Origin of the sequence: Niallia sp. XMNu-256 (assembly GCF_036670015.1) — a bacterium.
Lineage (GTDB): Bacteria > Bacillota > Bacilli > Bacillales > Cytobacillaceae > Bacillus_BD.
Genome location: NZ_CP137636.1, coordinates 4,106,491 through 4,131,353, shown reverse-complemented (window position 1 = coordinate 4,131,353; position 24,863 = coordinate 4,106,491). Strand labels below are relative to the sequence as shown.

Here is a 24,863-nt window from a genome sequence, read left to right as displayed (position 1 = left end):
TTTAACTCAATCAATAGGGGCAACGATGGTTGCCAGTCGGCATTTGACCCGGCTGTCCGTATGGCCTTTACTTCTTTCCCTTTCTTTGAAAAAGAAGTGGTCAAAATTATCTGCTGAAAGACTACAGTGATATATATTGAATATCAGCCTTCCATTTCATGCTTTTTTATATTATCAGCAACTTTACAAATTATCAACAGGAAATTTTAATTTTTTTATTGAGGTTTTTGAGACAGGGGAGCGTGGTTATTTGTAATAGGACCATTGGTGCACACCCACAATTTGGAGGTTTTCCTTTAAAGTAGTTCTGATTTTCCTTTTTGAATCCACGACAGAACACCAATCAAAGATTGAATTTGTAGTGACTTTTCGGTTTGGAAAAAGGAGTTGATACTCTCTTACACTACGCATAATAGCTGATGAATTCCTTTCTTCATGTCCACACTCCTGACAAATACAAGTTTTCTTCTCCATAATGGTTGATAGGGAGGTGCATTTTTTACATGTTATCCCCTTAAGTAATAATTCAAAACTATAGGTTGGTATTTGTTTATAAGGTGAGTCGGGAATATGCATTGATATCAATTTGTCTGCTAATGTAAGATGTTTGCTATTTAACCTTGATGGGATAGAATTGAGTTTTCGTAAATAACGATTAACTTGTGTTGGATGAATGAACGGTTTATTTTGAGGAACCTGGTACAAGGAAAATTCGGGGTTTATAAACACGATCAAAGCTTCAATTGGTATTTTGTAACCTATGCTATGAAGGAGTTGACGAAATAGAGACTCAGCTCGACTTAATTGAGAAAAGGGATTGGTTATTTCTAATTTAGGATTCTTATAAAAACGTTCATTTTCATAGTAATAATCGCCCTCAAAATTTTTCACCTCAAAAAGGTATATCTGTTCGGGATTAATAATGACTGTGTCGAGTTGGAATATTGTACGGTTAACCTTAAAGAGGAGATCATTAAGGATTAGACAATCACAGTGTAGTTTTTCTGTTAATGTATCAAACATTACCTCTCCTTCATAACCCTTTTTAAGGTTGAAGTAGTGCTGCTTATCATTGGGCGATAATTCCATACGGTAATTTAGGGACCTAAGAATTTGTAACTCAGTAGATTCAGTACGGCTTTTATAAATCATTGTTCACACCCTTATATATGTACTTTAAATCTATTATACAAAAGTAAAACCAATATAGGTATGAATAGTGAGTGAACTTTTTTATGAATTGGCTTATTACTATTAGATGAAGACTAAATTGGGTTAAGGTAAGGTCTGGAATGGTCTTCATAAGGGTCGTGAAGACCAAAATGGGTTAAGGTAAGGTCTGGAATGGTCTTCATAAGGGGAATGAAGACCAAAGTGAGCGAAGGTAAGGTCTGGAATGGTCTTCATAAGGAGAGTGAAGACCAAAGTGAGCAAAGGTAAGATCCAAAACGGTCTTCATAAGAGGAATGAAGACCAAAATTATTTAAATAAAGGGTAATAATTACCCTCATTAATCGCATGGATATACAAAAGGCGATTCTGAATACATATTCCAACCCATTATATGAAAAATTAAATGCAAAGGAGGTTTTTAACTATGAAAAAAACACTCTTGGCGCTTCTTTTAGGTTTTTCGTCGTTATTTGCTTTAACAGGATGTGGTGGGGATGATGAAAGACCTGAGGAAGGCGAGCAAATTGAGGAAGTTGAAGAAGAAGATGAGATTGGCGACGGTGAAATTGATGATGAATAAGTTAGCCGAAACCATTCATTAAAAAATAAAGGGAATCAATCATTCGAATTGTGGATGATTGATTCCCTTTTTATTTTTAAAAAAGAAAATGAGCGATAAGTGTAATAATCGGTAATGTAATTAATGTCCTTTGGATAAAAATCACAAACAAATCCCAGAATGATACGGGAATTTTCGAACCGAGTAACAGTCCGCCCACTTCCGACATATAGATGAGCTGTGTAACCGATACAGAAGCGATAATAAATCTAGTCATCTCACTCTCAATGCTTGCCCCAATAACGGATGGGAGGAACATATCGGCGAAGCCAACTACCATTGTTTCAGAAGCAGCTTTTGCTTCCGGAATTTGCAGCAGCTCTAGAAGCGGGATAAACGGCATCCCTAACCATTGGAAAATCGGTGTGTATTCTGCAAGAATTAAAGTGATGGTACCTAATGACATGACAATAGGAGCAACTCCCATCCACATATCTAACACATTTTTAACTCCGGAAATGAGAAAGTCCCCAAAACCACGATTTTGTCTAGCTTTTTCAAGAGCCTGGGCATATCCCCATGAGAGTGGAGTATAGCCTTGTGGTATTTTATCCTCTGAGTAATCACTTGATTTTTCACCATAGAAGGTATCAGGCTTTCTAGAAAGTGGTGGTATTCGCGGTGCGATCATTGCGGCAACCAGACCAGCAAACGTAATGGTTAAATAAAATGGAACAAACATATGACCAAGTCCGACTTGTGAAATGACGACAAGGCTAAAGGTAATGGATACGACTGAGAAGGAAGTTCCGATGATCGCTGCCTCTCTCTTTGTATAGAAACCCTCTTCATATTGTTTGCTAGTAAGTAAAACCCCGATGGTCCCATCTCCAAGCCAAGAAGCAATACAATCGATTGAAGATCGCCCTGGCAATTTAAAAACAGGTCGCATTATTTTTGTTAAAAGAGTGCCGAAGAGTTCAAGTAATCCGAAATCCAATAAAAGCGGCAGGAACAGTCCCGCAAACAAAAATACAGAGAAAAGGACGGGCAATAAATCATTTAACAGCAATCCGCCTGTATTTTCGGACCAAATCAATTCTGGTCCCCATTGGAAAAATGTACAGATTGCAAAAATAGCCCCAAGCAATCGTGCAATAAACAATAGGGGAGAAACATCTAGTAATGATTTCAAGAATCGATTTCGTTCAATAATCTCAGGTCGGGTGGCTTTTACTAAAATGGTACCTAATAAAGTAATACCTATAATTACGGTCATTATGAGTGGTAAATAATCGGCTAGCAATACCTGTAACCATCCAGACAAGACCGCAATTGGTATCGTAAGGCTCCCATTATAAGAAAGGGGAATCATGAATAAAAAGATACCAAGGATGGATGGAACTAAAAAGGTTAGGATATGTTTTAATGACTTGTTTGCTTTGATGTTCGCTTTTTCTTCCAAATCTATTTCATCCTCAAATATTTATTTTCGTATTGTATATTTACAAAACGATATTAATTTTAATTCACTTTCCCCGTTTTGCCAATAGGATTTTCATAGTAAAAAGGCCCAGTTATTATCCATATTATGGATAATAAACCGGCGCCTGACATAAAAAAGGAAATGTTCCACGTGAAACATTTCTCCTTTGTATTAAATGAAAAGGAAAAGGGCTGCCGAACAGCCCAAAACGATAACAAAGGCCACTAGTTTAAACAGAGAAGGGAGAGAGTCTTTCCCTTCTCTGTTTAGTTCCTCTTCCTTTTTGTTCGGAGCTTTTCTTAAGTTAGAATTGCAGCAACTCATTTCACTAGGCGCCTCGATTCCAGTTTGAGACGTCTTCTTCAATTGGTAAGCGGTTGGCTCTAGCTTTGTTTCCGGCATAGAAGAAGAGTAAAACAATCAGTGCTGCACCGACAAAGCCGCCAATCCATGAAACATTCATTGGTAAGCGAAACCCAATCGGGGCGTTTAAAATATACGTAATAACCATAATTAACATAAAAGTGCCTGGGATGAGCGAAATCCAATAATTTTTCCGGGCAATGTATAAATACATGGAACCAACAAATAGAGCAATAACAGCCGTTGATTGATTGGCCCAGTTAAAATAACGCCATAAAAGGTTAAAATCAATTTGGGTAAGAACAACTGATATCGCAAATAAAGGGACAGCAATCCAGAGCCGATTGGAGAATTTCCGTTGGGCAATGTTTAAGTATTCAGCAATAATCATCCGCGCACTACGAAATGCTGTGTCACCAGAGGTAATTGGCAAGACAACGACACCCAAAACAGCCAATGTTCCACCGATTGCTCCAAGAAGCATGGTTGATGCTTCGCTGACAATCGATCCTGGACCACCTGCAGCAAGGATTTCATTTAACCCGTTATAACCATTGAACAAACTCATGGCAGCGGCTGCCCAAATCATCGCTATAATACCTTCAGCAATCATCATTCCATAAAAAATCTTGCGTCCTTGTCTTTCATTTTTAGTTGTACGGGCAATAATCGGTGTTTGGGTTGCATGGAAACCAGAAAGGGCTCCACATGAAATGGTAAAGAATAGCAACGGTAAAATAGGTGCATTATCAGGGTGAAAATTTGTAAGAGACAACTCTGGAATGGGTGCACCTGTAACGACTAGACCGATCCCAACTCCAAGCGCACTAATTAATAGCAGAGCACCAAAATAAGGATAGAGTCTGCCAATGAGCTTATCGATCGGCAACAGAGTAGCAAAAATATAATAAATAAAAATAGCTGCAACAATCAATCCTAAGGCTAATTTTCCGTCCACTAATAAATGCAGAAGACTTGCCGGAGTAATGACAAAGACCGTTCCCACCAATAGCAAAAGTAAAACGGCAAAGAAGTTGACAATATGTCTCATAACCTTTCCTAAAAAGCGACTGGCGAGTTCTGGTAAGTGAGCACCACGGTTGCGGATCGAGATCATCCCGGTTAAATAATCATGGACAGCCCCTGCAAAAATGCAACCAATGACAATCCAAATAAAAGCAACTGGACCATATAATGCCCCCATTATCGGTCCAAACACAGGCCCTGTTCCAGCAATGTTTAAAAGTTGAATCAAGGAGTTTTTAGGAATACTCATAGGAACATAGTCGACCCCGTCACAATTTACATAGGCGGGTGTAGGTCTGTCAGGCCTGATTCCAAAAATACGCTCAACAATTTTCCCGTACGTAAAATAACCAATAATTAAAAGGGCAATTCCCGTTAAAAAAGTATACATATCTTTTTCCTCCCTTACTAATGTGATGAATTCGTTTGCAAAAAACGGATTGAAAAAGAACGTTCAAATAGAATGGGATACAGGCCTGTAGACATTTTATGATGGCTTGTTGACTATTATTCTCTAATGTAATTGTAATAATTTGAAGAATGGCTATTGATTTAAATTTCTAAATATGTGACGATAGATATATAATTTAATAGTAAGTAACACTAGGGGTGCTTAAAAAGCTGAGAGAGGTATTTGCCTTAACCCTTGAACCTGCACTAGGTAATGCTAGCGAAGGGAAGTGATACGTAAAGACTCGTATATGTTTTTTAGAAAAATGCTGATAAAAAACCACTTCCAATTGTGAAGTGGTTTTTTTGCGATTATAAAGAGAAAGGAAGATTAATAATGATGAAGTTTTCAGAACGTTTACATGAAAAATTACAACCGATTTGGAGGCAGAACCATTCCCATCCATTTGTTCAAGAAATAGGAGCTGGAACGCTAGATAAAGAGAAATTCCGTTTTTATATGATTCAAGATTATCTCTATCTTATTGATTATTCGAAAATGTTTGCTTTAGGGGCTGTCAAGGCAACGGAACTTGAAGATATGATGGTATTTTCTGACCTTCTGCACAGTACGGTTAATGGAGAAATGTCTCTTCATCGTCAGTATGCCGCTCGCTTTGGGATTTCAGAGGAAGAACTAGAGAGTGCAGAACCATCCCCAATTACGCTTGCTTATACACACTATATGTTACATAGCGGGCAAAATGGAACGCTAGCAGAATTGGTTGCTGCCTTGCTTCCTTGTGCGTGGAGTTATTGGGAAATTGGAAAAGAGCTTGCGGCGATTCCAGGTGCGAAGGATCATGAATTATATGGTGATTGGATTAAAATGTACAGTTCAGAGGAGTTCGGGCAATCAGCAATATGGTGCATTGACTTATTGGACAAGTTGGCAGAGGGAAAACCGGAGGCTGAATTGGCCCAATTAGAGAAAACCTTTTTAAATACGACACGATTTGAATATATGTTCTGGAATATGGCTTATAACAAAGAGATGTGGCCTACTCTATGAGCAATAGAGTATTAGAGTTTAAGAATGTTTCTTTTCAATATCAAACTGAAAAAATAGTGACTCCAGAGTCCGTTCTTAACGAAATAAATTTTCACATTCATGAGGGTGAGTTTGTTAGTATTATCGGGGCGAGTGGATCTGGAAAGAGCACCATTTTTCGCTTAATTACCGGCCTTGAGCAGCCGTCACAAGGTGAAATTCACTTGAATGGGAAAAACACGAATGATCGCTTAGGGCAGATTGGTTACATGCCCCAACAGGATTTACTCATGCCCTGGCGAACGATCATGGAAAATGCCATGCTGCCGTTGGAAATTAAAGGAGTTCCAAAAGACGAAGCGCAATTACAAATTAGCGAGCTGCTTGTTGAATTTGGGCTACGAGGGGTTGAACATGATTTTCCTAGTGACCTATCGGGTGGAATGAGACAGCGAGTTTCTTTTTTACGAACGGTATTAAGCGGGTCAAATATTCTCTTGTTGGATGAACCCTTTAGCGCTTTAGACGCGATTACCCGATTGACCATGCAAGAATGGCTACTAGAGCAGTGGGTGAAATGGAAGAAGACGATTCTCTTTATTACCCATGATGTGGATGAAGCATTATTTTTGTCTGATCGGATTTTTATCTTACAGCCTAAGCCAGTTTCAACAATTGAGGACATAAAGGTTCCATTAAGTCGTCCTCGAGGGATTCGTGATCTGGCTCAGTCCGAGGTTATTGTTTTGAAAGAAGTCCTGATTGATCGTCTTCGCGAGAAGGTGACGATATGAAACAGTTAAAAACCTACCTATCAACAGGAGTTTTTCTTTTCCTTATGTTATTGATCTGGGAGGTCGGAGCACGACTTTATAATAAAAGTTTTGTTCTGCCTTCCCCCATTGATATTGTTGTAAAACTTTGGGAGTTAAAGGACATTTTAATTCTCGTTCATTTACCGGCTACGCTATCGATTATATTTTTAGGATTAGCCGCTTCCATATTGATTGGGATGGGGTTGGCCGTATGGATGTATAGCAGCAAAACAGTCGAAAAAACATTTTATCCCCTGATTATTGCATCACAAACGATTCCAACGATTGCGCTCGCACCGATTTTCGTTGTGTGGTTTGGCTATTCGATTTGGAGCAAAGTTCTCGTCACATTTTTAATTGCATTTTTTCCGTTAACCGTAAGTACGTTTGATGGGTTTAAATCGGCCAATAAAAATATGAGAGAATTGCTGCTTACGATGGGCGCTTCCAAGAGGGAGATTTTTTTAAAATTAGATGTTCCTAGTGCCTTACCGTCGATTTTTTCGGGATTAAAGGTGGCTGTAACCGCTAGTGTGATCGGGGCCGCAATTGGAGAGTGGTTAGGAGCACAAGCAGGGCTTGGCTACTTTAGCCGCCGGATGATGACCCAATTTGATGGAGCGGCTGTCTTTGCCCCAATTGTGATTCTAGCACTTGTTGGAATGATCTTATTTTTACTCGTGATCTGGTTAGAAAAAATATGTTTGAAATGGAGAAATTAAGATGAAAAAATGGGCTTCAATTAGTTTAGGATTTTTAATCCTGTTGGTTTTAACAGCCTGTGGTAGTACCGATTCGGCCTCTACAGAAGCAGCAGATGATGGTAAAGAGCTGAAAGAAGTGAGTATTATGCTGGATTGGTATCCAAATGCAGTTCACAGTTATTTATATGTGGCTCAAGAAAAAGGTTATTTTGAAGAAGAAGGAGTCAAATTGGATATTCAGTTTCCAGCTAATACGACCGATCCGTTGACGTTAACTGCAGCAGGTAAGGTAACGTTAGGCTTATATTATCAGCCAGATGTTATTATGGCTCGTGCGAATGAAAATGTACCTGTGAAATCAATTGCGGGCATCGTTCAGTCCCCGACGAACCATATTGTCGTTGCAGCAGACAGTCCGGTGAAATCACCAAAGGATTTAGAAGGCAAAAAGGTTGGTTATCCGGGAATCCCTTTAAATGAAGCACTGCTTGAAACAATGGTTTCCCATGATGGCGGCAATATCAATCAAGTGGAAATGATTGATGTTGGTTTTGAATTGAATTCTTCCTTAGTTACGGAAAATGTAGATGCTGTCATTGGGGCCTTTGTTAATCATGAAGTTCCAGTTTTAAAACATAGTGGATTCAAAACCCGTTATTTTAATCCAGTGGATTACGGTGTCCCTAGCTACAATGAGATTGTATTGATTACAAGTGATGATACATGGGAAAAGGAAAAAGATGCAATTCAAGCATTCTGGAGAGCAGCCCAAAAAGGGTACGAGTTTATGAGTGAAAATCCGGAGGAAGCTCTTACTATTCTATTAAATAACCAAGATCAAGCCAACTTCCCATTAGAAGAGGCCGTAGAGAAAGAAAGTATTGAAATCCTGCTTCCAAAAATGGGAGGGGTTGATGATTTTGGAACTCAAGACGGGGAATTATGGGTAGAAGTATCTCACTGGTTAAAAAATGTTGGTTTAATTGAGGAAATACCTAACGTAAGTGATATCGTTCAAAATATAGAAGAATAATAGAAAGGAGCATCGCCTGGGCAACAACAGGGATGCTCTTTTTCTATTAGATTAAAAACATCGCAACAATGGTTGTAACAACTAAACCAATACAAACAGGTAAAAGGTTTCTTCTAGCAAGCTCAAAAGGACTTACATTACAAATGGCAGCAGCTGGGATTAGTGCCCAAGGGATTAGTGTACCTCCGCCAACCCAAATCGCGGATATTTGACCGAGGGCCGTCAAGGTTGCTGCGCCATCCCCAATGGCGTGTGAGAATAAGTTAGCGATCGAACCTGAAAGGGAGATGCCAGAAAAACCAGAACCGTCTAAACCAGTAATTGCTCCTACAATGGTTAATGTGACGGCACCAATTTCAGCAGTTAACGGTACAACGCTTGCCAAAGCCACACCTAAATCATTGACAATCCCATTTGATGCTACTGGAAGAAAGTCTCCTCCAATGATTGTCTCAAAACCGGCATCACCTAAGTAAAAGAAGGCAGCAATAGGGATAACAGGACCAAACACCTTAAATCCAAACTGGAAACCATCAATGATTCTTCTTGTCGTCTTTGATAATCCTTTAACTTTAAACCCTGTTAGGTTAATCAGTAGAAAAATTAGGATGGCTGTTCCACCAACTAAGGCTGTTGCATCCCCACCTTGAAGATTAAAGACGAACATTGCCACAACGTCAAGAGCGAAGAGAACGGGAATCAAAATAGCGAACCACTTCTTTTGAGGGGAGGATAAGACGTCGACCTTTTCCACCTCTTCAATCGACCCCTCAAAAGCCGGAACATCAAGCAATTTTCCCTTGTTTAAATCCCTCTTTAATAGAATGAAGGCAACAATGGTTGTGACAATGCCCATGACAATTACAAGGGGAATACTCGCCGAAATGACATCTTCTACAGGCAGACCTGCGGCATCAGCAGTTAGTTTAGGTGCAGCTTGAATAATAAAATCCCCTGATAAAGCGATCCCATGACCAAATAAATTCATCGCAATCGCTACCCCAATAGCTGGAAGCCCTGCTCGGATTGCTACCGGCAGCAAGACGGCGCCAAGTAAAGCAACAGCGGGTGACGGCCAGAAAAAGAAGGACATTACCATCATTAAAACCCCGATCGTCCAATAAGCAAGAGTAGGAGTCCGGATCAATTTAGCAAACGGGGCAATCATGACATCATTAATCCCTGTTTGGGTTAACGTCTTACTCATGGCAACGATCATGGAAATAATCAAAATAGTGGGTAATAGTTCAGTTATCGCGAAGAGGAAACTAGAGAAAATGCTGGCAATCGATTTTGTCATTGAACCATTTGAGATAATTGCGATCAGGAATATCCCGACGATACATAAAATCGTTGTATCTAATCGTTTAACCATAAATCCGATAATTAGGAAAATAAACACTAAATATATCCAGTGAATGAGTGTTAATTCAATTCCCACCATATACACTCCTCTCATCAAAGAGTTAAAACTGGGCCTCTTCGTGTAGCATATGTTTCGTGAGAGAAATTTGTTACATGGGGATGAGGGAGTTTTTTCATTAAAAGGGGAGGAAAAGTTGAAATGCTGAGGGGCTTTACTCGTATTCTGCTAAAGAACGTTATGAACCAGTATAAAAATAAAAAACTAGGCGAATGCCAGCCTAGTTTTTTTACACTTTTATGCGTTGTTTGTTTTCTAGAGTTTCTTGTACACCCGAATGATCACTAAATGGCTTGTCATCCGATATAAGATTCACCTTATACCATGCTTTTCCATCAGTATCAATTTCTTGATCTAATGAGGTAATTGTAGCGTGAGGGAATCTCTTTTTAACGGCCTCACATTCTTGAGAAGATAATCGTAATTCTCTTTCATACGTATCGTTCGCAAATGACTCGGTTAGAAACTCATCAAAATGTTGACCTTTCACATACTTTCCCGACAATTCAATCGAACGTTTTACCAACACTTCCATTGCATCTACACAATATTTCTCTACATCCTTATTTAACTGGATACATGATAATTCTGTACAAGCTAAAATGACACAACTGCATTCATGGTTGAAAATAAAGTCAAAGACAATATTTTCAATTTCCGTAACATCAAGAGTTAAATCACTTTTTACTTTATTATAAATAATATCCATGATCTGTGCTTGTGTATCAGGGTCAGGGTAATAAACCTCTAGCCCAAAGGAGTTGGCAACCTTTTTATAAATATCACTTTTGATCGTACCATTCGTAGCCATAATGCCAATCTTAGCGGTACGGCCATATTTTTCTGAGATTTCCTTAATGGTTTCTTCTATCATATGAATGACATGAATATCCGTCATTTCTTGAATTTTTTCATAAAAATAGTGAGAGGTATTACATGGAATCGCGATATTAGAAACTCCTGCCTTTTCAAGGATCTCAATATCCTTTCTGATCTCATCTAAAAAGGCTCCATCGTCACCACTCAAAATCGTCTCCGTACGATCAGGCAATGTAGCATGATTTAAGATCACCATATTAATATGATCCTGATCTTTATGGGCATCTGTAGATTCAATGACTTTATCAAAAAAGACGGAAGTTGCCTTTGGTCCCATCCCACCGATTATTCCCAAACTTTTAGACATTTGTTCACCTAGTTTCCTTCTTAAATTCATCGAACTGTTCCTTCATTTTCAAGGAGTGCTGCAAAGTAGGGCTGTCCCAAAAATGAGGCAAAACAGGATGTTCAAACCCTGTTTTACGCGTTAGACGGTGTATTGCTTATCGCTTAAAATTTCCATAACAATTTCCCTTTCATTGAAGGGAATTTCTTTATCGCCAATGACCTGTGACGTTTCGTGGCCTTTTCCAGCTAATAAAATTGTATCACCTTTTTCACATAACTCAATGGCATGGCGAATGGCCTCTTTTCGATCGACTACAGCTATATAAGCCCCATTTTCTTCTTTCATCGCTTCGGTAATTTCTTCTATAATCGCATTCGGGTCTTGGAACTTTGGATTATCGGATGTAACGACCGATAAATCGGCAAATTTCGCAGCAACTTGGCCCATGGCTCGTCTTTTATCTCTACCAGCTTCTCCCGGGGCCGCATACACACCAAAAACGAGGAGGATTCGCCCTTTCGTATTGGTCCGCAATGTTGTAAGTGCTTTTTCTAAACTATCTTCTGTATGGGCAAAATCAACGACAATTTTTCGGTTCTCATCTTGATAAATCACTTCTAGTCTGCCTTTAATATTTTCCAATGCAAGCATTCCTTGTTGGATATCGTGAAGACTAATTTTATTACAATAAGCGCAGGCGATCGCTGCTAAACTATTATATACGTTAAAAATGCCAGGGATATTGACTGTAATCTCAATGGATCCTTCTGGTGTATGTAACGTATATGTTGAATAATCACTATCTAGTACAATATTGGAGGCATAAATATCTGCCTTGTTATCAATCCCATATGTTAGGACAGGAACATGATAGGTTTGCACCATTTCATATAATCTCTGACCATATGGGTCATCGACATTAATGATGTTATAGTCTGTCGTCATCTTAAATAATTCTGCTTTTGCTAGGAAATAATCTTCCATTGTGTGATGCAGTTCTAAATGATCTGGTGTTAAATTTGTAAAGATCCCCGTGTTAAATTGACAATAAGCCGTCCGTTTTAAACTAAGGGCATGGGAAGATACCTCCATAATACAATCATCAATTTCACTGTCAACCATCTCAGAGAAAAGTTGTTGCAAGTTTAATGACTCTGGGGTTGTATTTTTAGTTTCCAGTAGTTTGTTATTCATGACCGTTCCAATCGTGCCGATTAGACCTACTGATTTATGAGCTTGTTCAAAAATTGATTTCACAAAATAAGTGGTAGAGGTTTTCCCGTTTGTTCCCGTAATGCCGATTAAATTTAACTTTTCTGTTGGATGATCGTAGAAATTTGCTGAAACTTTCGCTAAAGCTTGTCTTGAATCGTCTACTTTTATAATCGTAACAGGCTCATCAACTTCGATACTCTTTTCAACAATAATCGCAGTTGCTCCATTTTCAATCGCCTTTTTAATAAAGGTATGGCCGTCAACTGAAAAACCGGATATTGCCACAAATAAACCACTTTCTTTCACTTCTCTTGAATCATAAGAAATGGAGCTGATTTCCTTCTCCATTTCTCCTTTTAGTAGAGAGAATGTAAGATTTTCCACAATCTTTGTTAATAACATAATGCCGCCTCCATTAATGGATACCTGCTTAAACCTTTTTTCTATGGAACTATCGATCGACCTACCTTTGCGGTGCTTTGTAATTTCTGTTCAAGAAGGTCGTGCGAATGTTCTGTTTGTCCATGTTATTGCTACTTTTATTACCTTTTCAAAGCCTTTTTAAACACTTTACCAAGAACGATGCCTCCATAATAGGAAAACGCCGGTTTTGGATCACTCCATTCCCAAATCGCATGGGCTTTTGGTTTAAAATAGGATTTAATAACAGAACCAAGGGTAAGCTGTCCAGTTCTGAGATAATCACGCACAGCTAATAAATCTTCATACGTATAGATAAAGACAAGGCCTGTATTTTCTTTCACTGCTTTCGGTTCCAATGGGTTTCCGGTTAATTCCCGGTACGTAATATAAGGGAAATTCAAGCCGATTTTGTATAATAAATTATTAAGGTTCGTAATCCGAACATTCAATTCAATTAAATAAAACTTTCCTGTTTCTGCATCTTTTTTAAACTCAATTTCTACAAAACCCTTAAAACCGATGCCTTCTAAAAACTTGGCCCCAATTTCATATAGTTCTGGAACATATTTTTGGCCTGTATAGACAGATGCGCCAAAGTTGATTGGAAACTGGCGATATTTATTACAAGTTGTCCAGTGTGTAACTTTAGCATCCTGATTTAAATAGGCATCAAATGTATACATATGATCATCAAATCCAGGGATAATTCGTTGAATAATTACCTCTTGTTCAGCTTGTTTTGATTTCTCGAGTGCGTCAGCCAATTCTTCTCTGTTGTGCACCTTAAATAGTTTTCTTCTAAAAATAGAGACGAATGTTGGTGAATCGGTTGGTTTAACTAAACAAGGATATTTAATGATTTCATCCACTTTTTCAAAAAGATTTTCTTCGTCTGCTTGCAATGTTTCAGGTACAGCTACCCCATGTTCGATTGCCAATTGATGCAGTGCCTGCTTGTCCATTGTTTTTGTATATAGACCTTGTTCGGTTTGTGGGATAAGATAATATTCTTTTAATTCGTTCAGATGTTGGTCAATCACTTCCACATATGAATCATGACAAGGGATTAGGACAGGCGGAGCAGTTTGTTTTTTTGCATAATCCTTTAAAAATTCAATAAAGGCTTTTGTCTCATTTTTGTAGTGAGGGGATATAACCCGTTCCGAACAGTATTTTGTTTTCGTTCCGTATGCCTGTTCATCGGAATAATCCATCGCCACCGTATGGATGCCTTCTTTTCCTAAACATCTCATCGTACTTAAACCTATATAGTAATTATTACCTAGAATAACCGCCTTATTTTTCATCCTTGGAATCTCCTCTAATTTAATATCAAATTCGTCTACCGAATTTGCGCCCTGATTTTTATCATGCTTCAGAACGTTATATCTTGTGGCTTTCACTTGACTAGGACTTTCTGTTCGTCGTCGAGCTTGCCAATCTATTTATCTGCCGGAAACTTAACTTCAATCAGCAAGGGGTACACCTTATCCGTATCAACTGGTTCCTGTCGCAAGCTTTTTGTACAAAAAGCATTTGCTGAATGAAATTAAACTGTATCTCTTTTAAATTAAAACTGTATCTCTGTAATATATAAATAATTACATACAGGGGCAAATTTTTCAATCATTATAAGGTTGGATATTGGGCTAAATCAACTCAATTTCACCTAACATAAGTCTTATTTTTTAAGGGATTGTGTATATCAGATGTTGGTTCTGAAAAAAAACAAATGAGGTGACTCTATAGGACTTATTCCGAAATAAAATAGCCAAAAAGGGAGTAAGTAAGGCATAAAAGTATTTTTGGTGAGGCTGTTCTGAACAAAACGTTTAAAGAACTATGGAGTTGAAATCGTTGTAAAGGATGTACTTTCAAGAGGAAACTATTTCATAATCGCGTGAATGTACGGTATTATGTAGAGATAATCCGAAAATAAAGTGATCAGAATTAAAAGGAAGGTCATGTATGTCTGAAGAAGAAAATATAACCCGTTTAAATATAAATGAAAAAGAAGTCATTTTAATTGGGACAGCCCATGTATCGCGGCAAAGTGCCGAGCAGGTTAAAGAGGTCATTGAAAGGGAAAAGCCAGATTCGGTTTGTGTGGAATTGGACCAACAAAGATATCAATCCATTGTAGATGGTGACAAGTGGAAGGATATGGACATCTTTAAGGTGATTAAGGAAAAGAAGGCGGCCGTCCTTCTCGTTAATTTAGCTTTATCCTCTTTTCAAAAAAGAATGGCCAGCCAGTTAGGGATTAATGCAGGTCAGGAAATGATTCAAGGCATCCAATCGGCTGAAGAAGTTGGAGCTAATTTAGTGTTAGCAGACCGTAATATTGGAATTACCTTTTCAAGGATTTGGCATAATGTGGGGTTATGGGGAAAAGCCCAATTAATTACACAAATCATCTTTAGTATTTTTAGCAATGAAAAGATTACAGAAGAAGAATTGGAAAAAATGAAGTCACAAGATATGCTAGATTCCGTATTAAGTGATTTCACTCAGCACTTTCCAAGACTGAAAACCCCGCTGATTGATGAACGGGATCAATATTTATCACAAAAGATTAAAGAGGCCCCAGGAGAAAAGGTAGTTGCTGTTTTAGGAGCAGCTCACGTACCAGGGATTAAAAAGATTATTCATGAGGATCATGATCTCGATGCGATTTCAACGCTGCCGCCGAAATCAAAGTGGCCTAAAATCATTGGGTGGACGATTCCTTTACTAATCATCGGCATGATTGCATATACTTTTTATAACAATCCATCTGCTGGCATGCAGCAGACGTTAAGTTGGATTTTATGGCATGGCTCTCTATCTGCTCTTGGTACAGCGATTGCGTTTGGACATCCACTGACCATTTTGACCGCCTTTGTAGCCGCACCCATTACTGCGTTAGATCCGATCACCGCTGCGGGCTGGTTTACAGGATTTGTCCAAGCCCTTGTCCGCAAACCAAATGTAAGAGACTTTGAAAAGCTATCAACGGACGTACACTCTCTTAAGGGATTCTGGAATAATAAAGTAACAAGAATTCTTTTAGTCGTTGTACTTGCAAATCTAGGGAGTTCATTAGGAACCTTTATTGGAGCGGCTGATGTCATTCGTTTGTTTTTAAATAATTTTTAATACAGTTCATAAAATAAAATCGATTGGTTTCAATTAACGATGGAATCTAAAAAAACAGCGGGTTTTCTGCTGTTTTTTTTATTATTACCTTTGGCATGAAACATGCATAGATTTTTTGAATATATTTCTCAAAAGAAAGGGGATTTTTTATATGTTAAAAAACATTACGATTATTGGATCAGGTGTAATGGGGAGTTCCATCGCGCAATCTTTTGCGGTAAATGGCTATTCAGTTACCTTAAATGATGTTAAAGAAGAATTTTTAAAAAGAGCAGCATCTAGAATCACTGAGAACCTCTCTATTATGGTTGAGGAATCCGCCATTACTGAAGAACAGAAAGAAAAGGCTTTGGTGAATCTTTCTTATAGGGTAAATTTACAGGAGTCCGTTCAAGAGGCAGATTTCATTCTGGAAGCGATTCCAGAGGTAATTGAACTGAAATGGGATCTTTTTGACCAATTAGAGACATTTATGAAGGACGATGCCATTGTAGCTTCTAATACCTCCACTTTTCCCGTTACAAAACTAATGGAAAAAGCATCTTTTGCTCAACGAATGATGATCACCCACTTCTTTAATCCGGGCCATTTAGTTCCACTGGTTGAACTCGTCAAGCATGAAAAAACAAAACCAGAAGTCGTACAGGCTACCATGGATCTTATCCGAAACATTGGAAAGTCACCTGTCCTTCTAAAAAAAGAGATCTCAGGGTTTATCGCTAATCGGTTACAAACAGCCTTAATGCGTGAAGCTTTCTACTTATTAAGGGAGGGGGTTGCTGATGCACGGGATATTGATACAGCTGTAATTGACGGACCTGGTTTCCGCTGGGCTTTTACAGGGCCAATTGAAATTGCTGAATTTGGTGGGCTTGATACTTGGCAACGGGTGTTTGACAATGTTGCACCAGATTTAGACGAAAGTAAAGGGGCTCCCGATGTGATTAATGAGTTGGTTTCACAAAATAAACTTGGGACAAAAACGGGAAAAGGTATTTTTACATATGAGGGAAATGAAGTTACAGAAAGGTTAGACACGCGTGACCGACACTTTATTCAACTTGGAAAAATAAAAAACCATAAGGAATAGAGCAACACAATCGATTTGATATCCCTTATTTTCCCTATGGTATAATGTTAACTAGCCTCGATAAGTAAGGGGGATTGGGACGATGATTGAAGATAGAGCCATTTTTTCTAAAGTTATGGAGGCGCTTTTAAATAAATTATCTGTGGGTGTTTTAATAACAAAAGATCACAATAAGATCTTTTCCAATGAAATTCTATCCAAACAATTGATTGAAATGGAGTTGGAATGGCAATATTTTATAAATCGAATGGAGAATTTGGAAGAATCGGTTCCTACCTTGCTTTCATTTAATAACCAAGAGGTGCTTGTTAGAAAAGAATCTGTTTCTATAATTGATGGTGTTTATCAGGTGTATCTTATTACTTCCTCTGAGACAGACCAATTGCAATTGGGTCGTCAACAGGAACTTCCATTTAAGGATATTATTGATTATGCTTACGATGGAATCGTTGTGATTGATAAAGAGGGAGTAATTCAAATGTTAAGTCGCCCCTATGCTGAATTTCTAGGGATTGATCAAGAAAGTTCGATTGGAAAACATGTTACAGAGATTATTGAAAATTCACGAATGCATATTGTTGCACAAACAGGTAAAGAGGAAATTGCCCAACTGCAAAGGATTAATGGAAATTATATGATCGCGACACGTGTACCCATCATTAAGGATGGAAAAGTAATCGGTGCAGTAGGAAAAGTGTTATTTAAAAATCTCGACCAGTTAAATTCCCTTACGAAACGGTTTCAATCCCTTGAAAAAGACCTAGGCAGGTACAAAGGTGAATTTAAGGAGAGAAACAAGGCTACCTATACATTCGAAAGTTTAATTGGAAAAAGTCCTGCCTTTATAGAAGCAAAAGAACAGGCTAGAAAAGCGGCAAAAAGTGATTCAAACGTATTGATTCTAGGAGAGAGTGGCACAGGAAAGGAATTATTTGCCCACTCCATTCATAATGATAGCAAGCGTTCAATGGGCGTATTTATCAAGGTAAATTGCGCTGCGATCCCTGCAGAGTTATTAGAATCGGAGCTATTCGGCTATGAAGAGGGATCATTTACCGGAGCCAAAAAAGGTGGAAAAATAGGAAAATTTGAAGCGGCTGATGGCGGTACCATCTTTCTTGACGAAATCGGTGAATTGCCACTGCATATGCAGGTGAAACTTCTACGAGTTTTACAGGAAAAGGAAATTGAGCGGGTTGGTTCTACAAGGAGCGTCCCTATTGATGTAAGAATTATGGCCGCAACGAATCGTAACCTTGAAGAGATGGTCGAAAAGGGAGAATTTCGACTTGATATATATTATCGTTTAAAAGTCATGACCATTCATGTTCCAAATTTAAGCGAGCGGCCTGAAGATATTAAACTTCTAGTTCATCATTTTCTCAGGAAGTTTCAGAGGTTAATGAGCAAAAGTGTAGAGGACATTAGTGACCATACATTACGATCGTTATCCTCCTATTCATGGCCTGGAAATATTCGTGAGTTAGAGAATACCATTGAGCGCGCATTAAATATGGTAGATGAAGGTGAGGTCATCACGTCTGACCATTTGCCGGAAGAAATTAGTGGCTATAAAAGACCTACTACCAAGTTAACCCTTGCTGAGATAATGGAAGAGACTGAGCGGAATACGATCATTCATTATCTAGAAATGGTGAATGGCAATAAAACCGAAACGGCAAAAGTACTAGGAATCAGCCGCACCACCCTTTATGAAAAAATGAATAAGTATGGTCTTTAATTAGTTGATTGATTTAGGCTGTTCAAAAAGTGCAAGGCGCTTTCTGGACAGCCTTTTTTTTATTAGTCTACTTAGATAACAGCAACAATCCTGAGAAACCCTATATTTTCTATCATCCAAGGGATCCCGGCAAGAGTCTAGAAAACTAGTAAAATTTGTGGCTATCACCCATGAGATAGCAGCAAGGTCCCAGGAAAACAAAAATTACCATTAACCCGCCAAAGGATAACAGCATAATCTCAATTGTGCGAAAATCCTTACAATAATTAAGCTGTAAGTCATCAACTGTAAAGATATCCTTACAAAAAAATAAACTGAAACACAAAATTGTAAGAAGATCCGTACATTGTTGGACGCGCTTTCACTATATTTGTGACAGACTGAGAATTAACCAAGTTTCTTTTATTAAAAGAGATATTACCATTACCACTCTATTAAACTATATAAAATACTTATGAATAAGAGAATTTTTATAAAGGAAAGAAAAGAATAAAAGAGATTTTTATAGTAATTTATGATGTTGGCATGGATATTGCATTAAAAATAGGTGTAATAAAAATCACTAATCTTTTCTGTCATCATATAGGAGGTGCTCCGAAATGAGTAAAGTCATTTCAATGGAGGAAGTTTCATCATTGTTTAAAGATGGTATGACAATAATGACCGGGGGATTTATGGGAATTGGCACTCCCGAATCGCTCGTTCATGCAATCGATCAAGCAGCCATTAAGGACATTACCTTGATCGCAAATGATACCGCTTTCGTAGAAAGGGGGGTTGGCCCATTAATCGTGAATAAAAAGTGTAAAAAAGTGATTACTTCACATATTGGAACAAATCCGGAAACGGGTAGACAAATGATTGAGGGTGAATTGGATGTTGAGTTAGTTCCTCAAGGGACACTAGCCGAACGAGTTCGTGCTGGTGGTTCCGGGCTCGGTGGAATCTTAACTCCAACGGGGGTTGGTACGGTTGTTGAAGAAGGTAAACAAAAACTTACTATTGATGGCCGTGAATTTTTACTAGAAAAGCCTCTTCGTGCAGATGTTGCCCTTTTAAAAGCTTATAAGGCAGATAAAGCTGGAAACCTAGTCTATCATAAATCAGCTCGTAACTTTAATCCGCTCATGGCAATGGCTGCTGATACGGTCATTGTTGAGGTCGAAAGCCTAGTTGAGGTAGGAGAAATTGACCCTGATGAAGTAATGACTCCAGGAATATTAATAGACAAAATCATTATTCAAGGAGGGAATCAATAATGGCAACGATGAATACTCCACAACTGACAGCAAAGCAACTCATTGCTGCTCGAGTGGCTAAAGAAATGAAAGATGGAGATGTTGTGAATCTGGGAATTGGATTGCCAACCATGGTTCCTAATTATTTGCCAGGAGATGTGAGTGTCATTCTTCAATCTGAAAATGGTTATGTCGGTTTGGGGCCTGTTACCGAGATCGATCTGGATTTAGTTAATGCCGGTGGTCAACCTGCAGGGATCTTACCTGGTGGTGCGTTCTTTGACAGTGCCTTTTCCTTTGAATTAATTCGCGGTGGTCATGTGGATGTAACTGTACTAGGTGGACTTGAGGTTGATAGGCATGGAAACATTGCCAACTGGATGGTTCCAGGCAAGATGGTTCCTGGAATGGGCGGTGCCATGGACTTAGTAACAGGTGCCAAAAAGGTAATTGTAGCGATGGAACATTGTACGAAAAAAGGGGGATCGAAAATTTTAGAACACTGCACATTACCTTTAACAGGGAAAGGGGTTGTGGATTTAATTGTTACAGAGTTAGCTGTTTTCTCCGTAAAAGAAGGAGGTCTAGTTCTTGAGGAGATTCAAGATGGGGTGACTTTAGAAGAGGTAAAGGAAAAAACTGAGGCTACCTTTATGGTTAGCCCAAATCTGATATAAAAGTAGATTCAATATTTTTAGGAGGAATCCTATAGGAGGGTTATATGATGCGTGAAGTAGTCATTGTTAGTGCTGTTCGAACAGCAATAGGAAATTTTGGAGGAACATTAAGTAACACCCCGGCAACAGAGTTAGGTGCCATTGTCATAAAAGAAGCATTAGAACGTGCCGGCGTGAAAGGCGAGCAGGTCGATGAAGTTATCATGGGGAATGTGTTGCAGGCAGGACTGGGCCAAGGACCTGCCCGTACAGCTGCTTTAAAAGCTGGGTTGCCCATCGAAGTGTGTGCAACGGCAATCAATAAACTATGTGGATCAGGTATGAAGGCTGTGCATTTAGCAGCACAGTCCATCCAACTAGGAGAGGCAGATATCGTTGTAGCTGGCGGAATGGAAAATATGAGCATGGCCCCATATCTTTTGCCAAAAGCTCGAACCGGTTATAAGATGGGAGACGGAAAAATCCTCGATAGCCTGATTAACGATGGATTACAATGTGCCATTAATGAGTATCACATGGGAATTACAGCTGAAAATATCGCTGAAAGATGGAGTTTAACCCGTGAGCAGCAAGATGAATTTGCTGCATGGAGTCAGCAAAAAGCAGAGGCTGCAATTCAAGAAGGCAAATTTAAGGATGAAATCGTTCCTGTTATCATTCCCAAACGTAAAGGTGATCCAATGGTTTTTGATACCGATGAATTCCCACGTAAAGGGGTAACAGCAGAAGCATTAGCAAAATTAAAACCTGCCTTCAAGAAAGATGGGACGGTAACAGCTGGAAATGCGTCGGGGATTAATGATGGAGCGGCTGCGTTAGTTTTGATGAGTCGTGAAAAAGCGGAAGAATTAGGCATTAAACCATTGGCTGTTCTTCGTGGTACAGGAGCAGCTGGTGTAGACCCAAGTATTATGGGAATTGGACCCGTTCCTGCAACAAGAAAAGCCCTAGATAAAGCAGGGTTAACCCTTGCAGAAATTGATTTGGTAGAGGCCAACGAAGCATTTGCTGCTCAAGCACTTGGGGTTGGAAAGGATCTTGAATTTCCAAGAGAAAAATTAAATGTTAATGGTGGTGCGATTGCTCTAGGACACCCGATTGGGGCAAGCGGCGCACGAATTATGGTTACTTTATTACATGAAATGCAGCGTCGTAACTCAAGATACGGTTTAGCCACGCTTTGTATTGGCGGTGGAATGGGAATTGCAACTGTTCTTGAAATGGAAAAAGATTAAACGATTGAATTAACAGTGATCATACTGTCACATCGAGGATATATGGCAGTATCATCGGAAAATTGGAATTATTACAAAAATAGAGAGAAAGAAAAAGATGTATTGGTTTAATCCGATGAGAAGAGGAAACTAAACATTTTTTCTGGGGGAGTTACTATGTGGGATTTATTAATTATACTACTTTCACTTGGTTTATTAATGTTTACAGCATACAAGGGTTTTTCCGTTATTTTAATGGCACCCCTCTGTGCGTTGTTAGCCGTATTCTTGATTGACCCAGCCAATGTATTACCGTTCTATTCAGGCGTATTTATGCCAAAAATGGTGGGCTTTATTAAAGATTATTTTCTCGTATTCTTGCTTGGTGCAATTTTTGGTAAAGTCGTTGAAATGTCAGGAATTGCAGAGTCAATTGCAAAGACAATTGTTCGTTTAATTGGTGCAAAGCAAGCGATGTTAACCGTTATTTTATTAGGGGCGATTTTGACTTATAGCGGCGTAAGTTTATTTGTTGCCGTATTTGCTATTTATCCATTTGCTAATCAATTATTTAGACAAGCCAATATTCCAAAGAGACTGATTCCAGGTACGATTGCACTGGGTGCGTTTACTTTCACAATGGATGCAATTCCAGGTACACCGCAAATTCAAAACGTCATTCCGATCTCATTCTTTGGGACTGATATTTATGCAGCACCCACTCTAGGTATTATTGGTGGTGTCATTGTATTATCTGCGGGTTTAACCTATTTAGAATGGAGAAAGCGAACAGCTGCTAAAGCGGGTGAAGGATATTATGGATTTGCTGATGAAACTGCAGCAGCCCTTGAGGCAATTGCGGAAAAGGAAGAAGAAGATAAGTCAGCTCCAGATTTACATTCTAATGGAACTGTATTAAGACAAATTTTGGCCTTCATTCCACTTCTATCTGTTGCAGTTATGAATAATTATTTATCAACGGCTATTCCTTCTTGGTATCCAAATGGCTTTGACTTTGCTGCCCTTGGCTTGCCTGAATATACAGTTGATGTGGCAAAAACATCAGCGATCTGGGCGGTAGGACTTGCGCTAATCGTTGGGATCCTTACATCCATTGCCTATGATTACAAAAGGGTCAAGAAAAAGTTAAAAGAGGGCCTAAATACTAGTATTGGGGGTTCTTTACTTGCAGTCATGAATACAGGATCTGAATATGGCTTTGGTGGAGTCATTGCAGCTTTACCAGGGTTTGCAGCGATTAGTAGTGGTTTAGGTGGAACTTTCTCTAACCCTCTTGTCAATGGGGCTGTTACAACAACCGCATTAGCAGGTATGACTGGTTCTGCATCTGGTGGCATGGGAATCGCGTTAAGCGCAATGGCTGATCAATATAATGCCATGATTGCAGCTGCCAATATTCCACCGGAAGTCATGCACCGGGTTGTTGCAATGGCATCAGGTGGTATGGATACGCTTCCACATAATGGGGCGGTTATTACATTATTAGCAGTAACAGGGTTAACCCATAAACAATCCTATAAGGATATCTTTGCAATTACAATTATCAAAACATTGGCCGTTTTCGTAATTATTGCCCTTTATACTTGGTTTGGCATTGTTTAATTTCATTTAGCGCTCAAATTCAGCGAGGCGAATTTGATTACGAGAGATTTTAATAAGGGAGAGGTTATTATTGACAAAAACATTAGAAGGAAAGGTTGCCTTTATTACAGGTTCAGCTAGCGGAATTGGCTTAGAAATTGCGAGGAAGTTTGCTGAAGAGGGGGCAAAAGTAGTCATTTCAGATATAAACGTTGAAAAATGTGAGGAAAAAACGGCAGAATTAAATGCAGCAGGGCTTACCGCTTTTTCAGCTCCATGTGATGTAACAAATGAAGAGGCTTACAAAAGTGCAATTGAAGCAGCTAAAAATCATTTTGGGACGATCGATATTTTAATCAATAATGCCGGTTTCCAATATGTCGCTCCAATCGAGGAGTTTCCAACAGCTGTATATGAAAAGCTAATAAGTGTCATGTTAACAGGTTCGTTCATCGGCATTAAAAACGTATTTCCAATTATGAAAGCGCAAAAGTCGGGGAGAATCATTAATATGGCTTCAATCAATGGACTGATTGGTTTTGCTGGTAAGGCCGGCTATAACAGTGCCAAGCATGGTGTAATCGGCTTAACAAAGGTGGCCGCATTGGAATGTGCAAGAGATGGTATTACTGTAAATGCCTTGTGCCCTGGATATGTCGATACCCCACTTGTACGCGGGCAAATTGCTGACTTAGCCAAAACAAGAAACGTTAGTCTTGACAGTGCGCTTGAAGATGTTATTCTCGCAATGGTTCCACAAAAACGATTATTATCGGTATCGGAAATTGCTGATTATGCGATCTTCCTTGCAAGTGAAAAAGGTGCAGCAGTTACAGGTCAAGCAGTTGTGCTAGATGGTGGGTATACAGCTCAATAATAGAGTAAAAGAATCCTATTCATTGGACAGAGTAGGATTCTTTTGTGCGACATAATTAACTTATTTACTTTTATTGCGCTGCCTATTTTACGAATAAGGGGCTTTTTCAACCTAGTGAGCCTAAAATGAGAAAAAACATTTCTACATAATTCGAGTAAATTCTACTAATTTCTTTTATGTCTTATTACTATTCTTTAAAAGTGATTTTAAAAACAAAACTGAAATCAGGCCCTTGAGAGGTCAGGTTTTTTCTATATTTAGACCAATGATTGTTACATTACCAACTGGATTTTTTCTTTATAACTATTAAAATTATAAACATATAGATATTTAAATACTATTAAACAAAATCAATTTTTCAAAATTTGTCGAATAATTTGTGATTAAAATTGTCGCAATCTATAGTATTATATTGGTTGAAAATGACTCTACATAAAAATCATCTGGAGGAGATCAA

Annotated in this window: 20 protein-coding genes and 1 riboswitch; of the genes, 13 read left to right on the top strand and 7 right to left on the bottom strand. The window is 38.7% G+C overall.

The genetic code is table 11. The features are described 5' to 3' along the window. Positions 1 to 246 precede the first annotated feature (246 nt). Complete coding sequence (locus R4Z10_RS20745) at positions 247 to 1,152, bottom strand: nuclease-related domain-containing protein (RefSeq protein WP_338471167.1); 906 nt, start codon at positions 1,150 to 1,152, stop codon at positions 247 to 249. 445 nt (positions 1,153 to 1,597) lie between these two features. On the opposite strand from R4Z10_RS20745, the gene R4Z10_RS20740 reads away from it, so the two are divergent. Next, complete coding sequence (locus R4Z10_RS20740) at positions 1,598 to 1,753, top strand: hypothetical protein (protein ID WP_338471166.1); 156 nt, start codon at positions 1,598 to 1,600, stop codon at positions 1,751 to 1,753. Positions 1,754 to 1,829: 76 nt separating this feature from the next. On the opposite strand, the gene R4Z10_RS20735 is transcribed toward R4Z10_RS20740, so the two are convergent. Together R4Z10_RS20735 and R4Z10_RS20730 are read right to left on the bottom strand one after the other, a co-directional pair. Then, on the bottom strand, positions 1,830 to 3,107 hold the full coding sequence (locus R4Z10_RS20735) for a YjiH family protein (protein ID WP_338473295.1): 1,278 nt from the start codon (positions 3,105 to 3,107) through the stop codon (positions 1,830 to 1,832). Positions 3,108 to 3,546: 439 nt separating this feature from the next. Then, entirely contained in the window at positions 3,547 to 4,998 is a 1,452-nt protein-coding gene (locus tag R4Z10_RS20730; protein WP_338471165.1) for a carbon starvation CstA family protein, read from the bottom strand. A gap of 204 nt (positions 4,999 to 5,202) precedes the next feature. Further along, positions 5,203 to 5,303: riboswitch (TPP riboswitch) on the top strand. Between the two features lie 94 nt (positions 5,304 to 5,397). Here R4Z10_RS20730 and tenA point away from each other — a divergent pair. The 4 genes from tenA to R4Z10_RS20710 are packed head-to-tail and all read left to right on the top strand — an operon-like array spanning position 5,398 to position 8,600. Then, positions 5,398 to 6,069: a thiaminase II gene (gene tenA, locus R4Z10_RS20725; RefSeq protein ID WP_338473294.1), complete on the top strand. Its 672-nt coding sequence runs from the start codon at positions 5,398 to 5,400 to the stop codon at positions 6,067 to 6,069. Beyond that, positions 6,066 to 6,842, top strand: coding sequence for an ABC transporter ATP-binding protein (locus tag R4Z10_RS20720; RefSeq protein WP_338471164.1), 777 nt, complete (start codon positions 6,066 to 6,068; stop codon positions 6,840 to 6,842). The genes tenA and R4Z10_RS20720 overlap by 4 nt, the downstream gene beginning before the upstream one ends. Then, positions 6,839 to 7,585, top strand: coding sequence for an ABC transporter permease (locus R4Z10_RS20715; protein ID WP_338471163.1), 747 nt, complete (start codon positions 6,839 to 6,841; stop codon positions 7,583 to 7,585). The genes R4Z10_RS20720 and R4Z10_RS20715 overlap by 4 nt, the downstream gene beginning before the upstream one ends. 1 nt (position 7,586) lies before the next feature. After that, entirely contained in the window at positions 7,587 to 8,600 is a 1,014-nt protein-coding gene (locus tag R4Z10_RS20710; RefSeq protein WP_338471162.1) for an ABC transporter substrate-binding protein, read from the top strand. A 46-nt stretch (positions 8,601 to 8,646) separates the two neighbouring features. Here R4Z10_RS20710 and R4Z10_RS20705 read toward each other — a convergent pair whose 3' ends face one another. The 4 genes from R4Z10_RS20705 to R4Z10_RS20690 form a co-directional block, all read right to left on the bottom strand. Continuing rightward, a complete protein-coding gene (locus tag R4Z10_RS20705; RefSeq protein ID WP_338471161.1) occupies positions 8,647 to 10,041 on the bottom strand; it encodes a hypothetical protein in 1,395 nt (464 codons plus the stop codon). 211 nt (positions 10,042 to 10,252) lie between these two features. Further along, positions 10,253 to 11,239, bottom strand: a complete 987-nt coding sequence (locus R4Z10_RS20700) for an amino acid racemase (protein WP_338471160.1) — start codon at positions 11,237 to 11,239, stop codon at positions 10,253 to 10,255. 90 nt (positions 11,240 to 11,329) lie between these two features. Continuing rightward, the gene (locus R4Z10_RS20695; RefSeq protein WP_338471159.1) at positions 11,330 to 12,808 is read right to left on the bottom strand and encodes a UDP-N-acetylmuramoyl-L-alanyl-D-glutamate--2,6-diaminopimelate ligase; all 1,479 of its coding nucleotides are present in this window, start codon (positions 12,806 to 12,808) and stop codon (positions 11,330 to 11,332) included. A 140-nt stretch (positions 12,809 to 12,948) separates the two neighbouring features. Then, complete coding sequence (locus R4Z10_RS20690) at positions 12,949 to 14,136, bottom strand: carboxylate--amine ligase (RefSeq protein WP_338471158.1); 1,188 nt, start codon at positions 14,134 to 14,136, stop codon at positions 12,949 to 12,951. Positions 14,137 to 14,797: 661 nt separating this feature from the next. On the opposite strand from R4Z10_RS20690, the gene R4Z10_RS20685 reads away from it, so the two are divergent. From R4Z10_RS20685 to R4Z10_RS20650, 8 genes are all read left to right on the top strand, one after another. Continuing rightward, the gene (locus tag R4Z10_RS20685; protein ID WP_338471157.1) at positions 14,798 to 15,967 is read left to right on the top strand and encodes a TraB/GumN family protein; all 1,170 of its coding nucleotides are present in this window, start codon (positions 14,798 to 14,800) and stop codon (positions 15,965 to 15,967) included. Positions 15,968 to 16,118: 151 nt separating this feature from the next. After that, positions 16,119 to 17,057 carry a 3-hydroxyacyl-CoA dehydrogenase family protein gene (locus R4Z10_RS20680; RefSeq protein WP_338471156.1) on the top strand — a complete coding sequence of 313 codons (939 nt, stop codon included), beginning with the start codon at positions 16,119 to 16,121 and terminating at the stop codon, positions 17,055 to 17,057. Between the two features lie 82 nt (positions 17,058 to 17,139). After that, the gene (locus R4Z10_RS20675; protein ID WP_338471155.1) at positions 17,140 to 18,798 is read left to right on the top strand and encodes a sigma 54-interacting transcriptional regulator; all 1,659 of its coding nucleotides are present in this window, start codon (positions 17,140 to 17,142) and stop codon (positions 18,796 to 18,798) included. Positions 18,799 to 19,397: 599 nt separating this feature from the next. Then, positions 19,398 to 20,057 (top strand): acetate CoA-transferase subunit alpha, encoded by a 660-nt coding sequence (gene atoD / locus R4Z10_RS20670; RefSeq protein WP_338471154.1) that lies wholly within the window; start codon positions 19,398 to 19,400, stop codon positions 20,055 to 20,057. A gap of 8 nt (positions 20,058 to 20,065) precedes the next feature. Beyond that, on the top strand, positions 20,066 to 20,713 hold the full coding sequence (locus tag R4Z10_RS20665) for a 3-oxoacid CoA-transferase subunit B (RefSeq protein WP_338473293.1): 648 nt from the start codon (positions 20,066 to 20,068) through the stop codon (positions 20,711 to 20,713). 44 nt (positions 20,714 to 20,757) lie between these two features. After that, a complete protein-coding gene (locus R4Z10_RS20660) occupies positions 20,758 to 21,948 on the top strand; it encodes an acetyl-CoA C-acetyltransferase (RefSeq protein WP_338471153.1) in 1,191 nt (396 codons plus the stop codon). A 156-nt stretch (positions 21,949 to 22,104) separates the two neighbouring features. Further along, entirely contained in the window at positions 22,105 to 23,550 is a 1,446-nt protein-coding gene (locus R4Z10_RS20655; protein ID WP_338471152.1) for a GntP family permease, read from the top strand. 70 nt (positions 23,551 to 23,620) lie between these two features. Beyond that, positions 23,621 to 24,406, top strand: a complete 786-nt coding sequence (locus tag R4Z10_RS20650; protein ID WP_338471151.1) for a 3-hydroxybutyrate dehydrogenase — start codon at positions 23,621 to 23,623, stop codon at positions 24,404 to 24,406. The last annotated feature ends 457 nt before the right edge of the window (positions 24,407 to 24,863 follow it).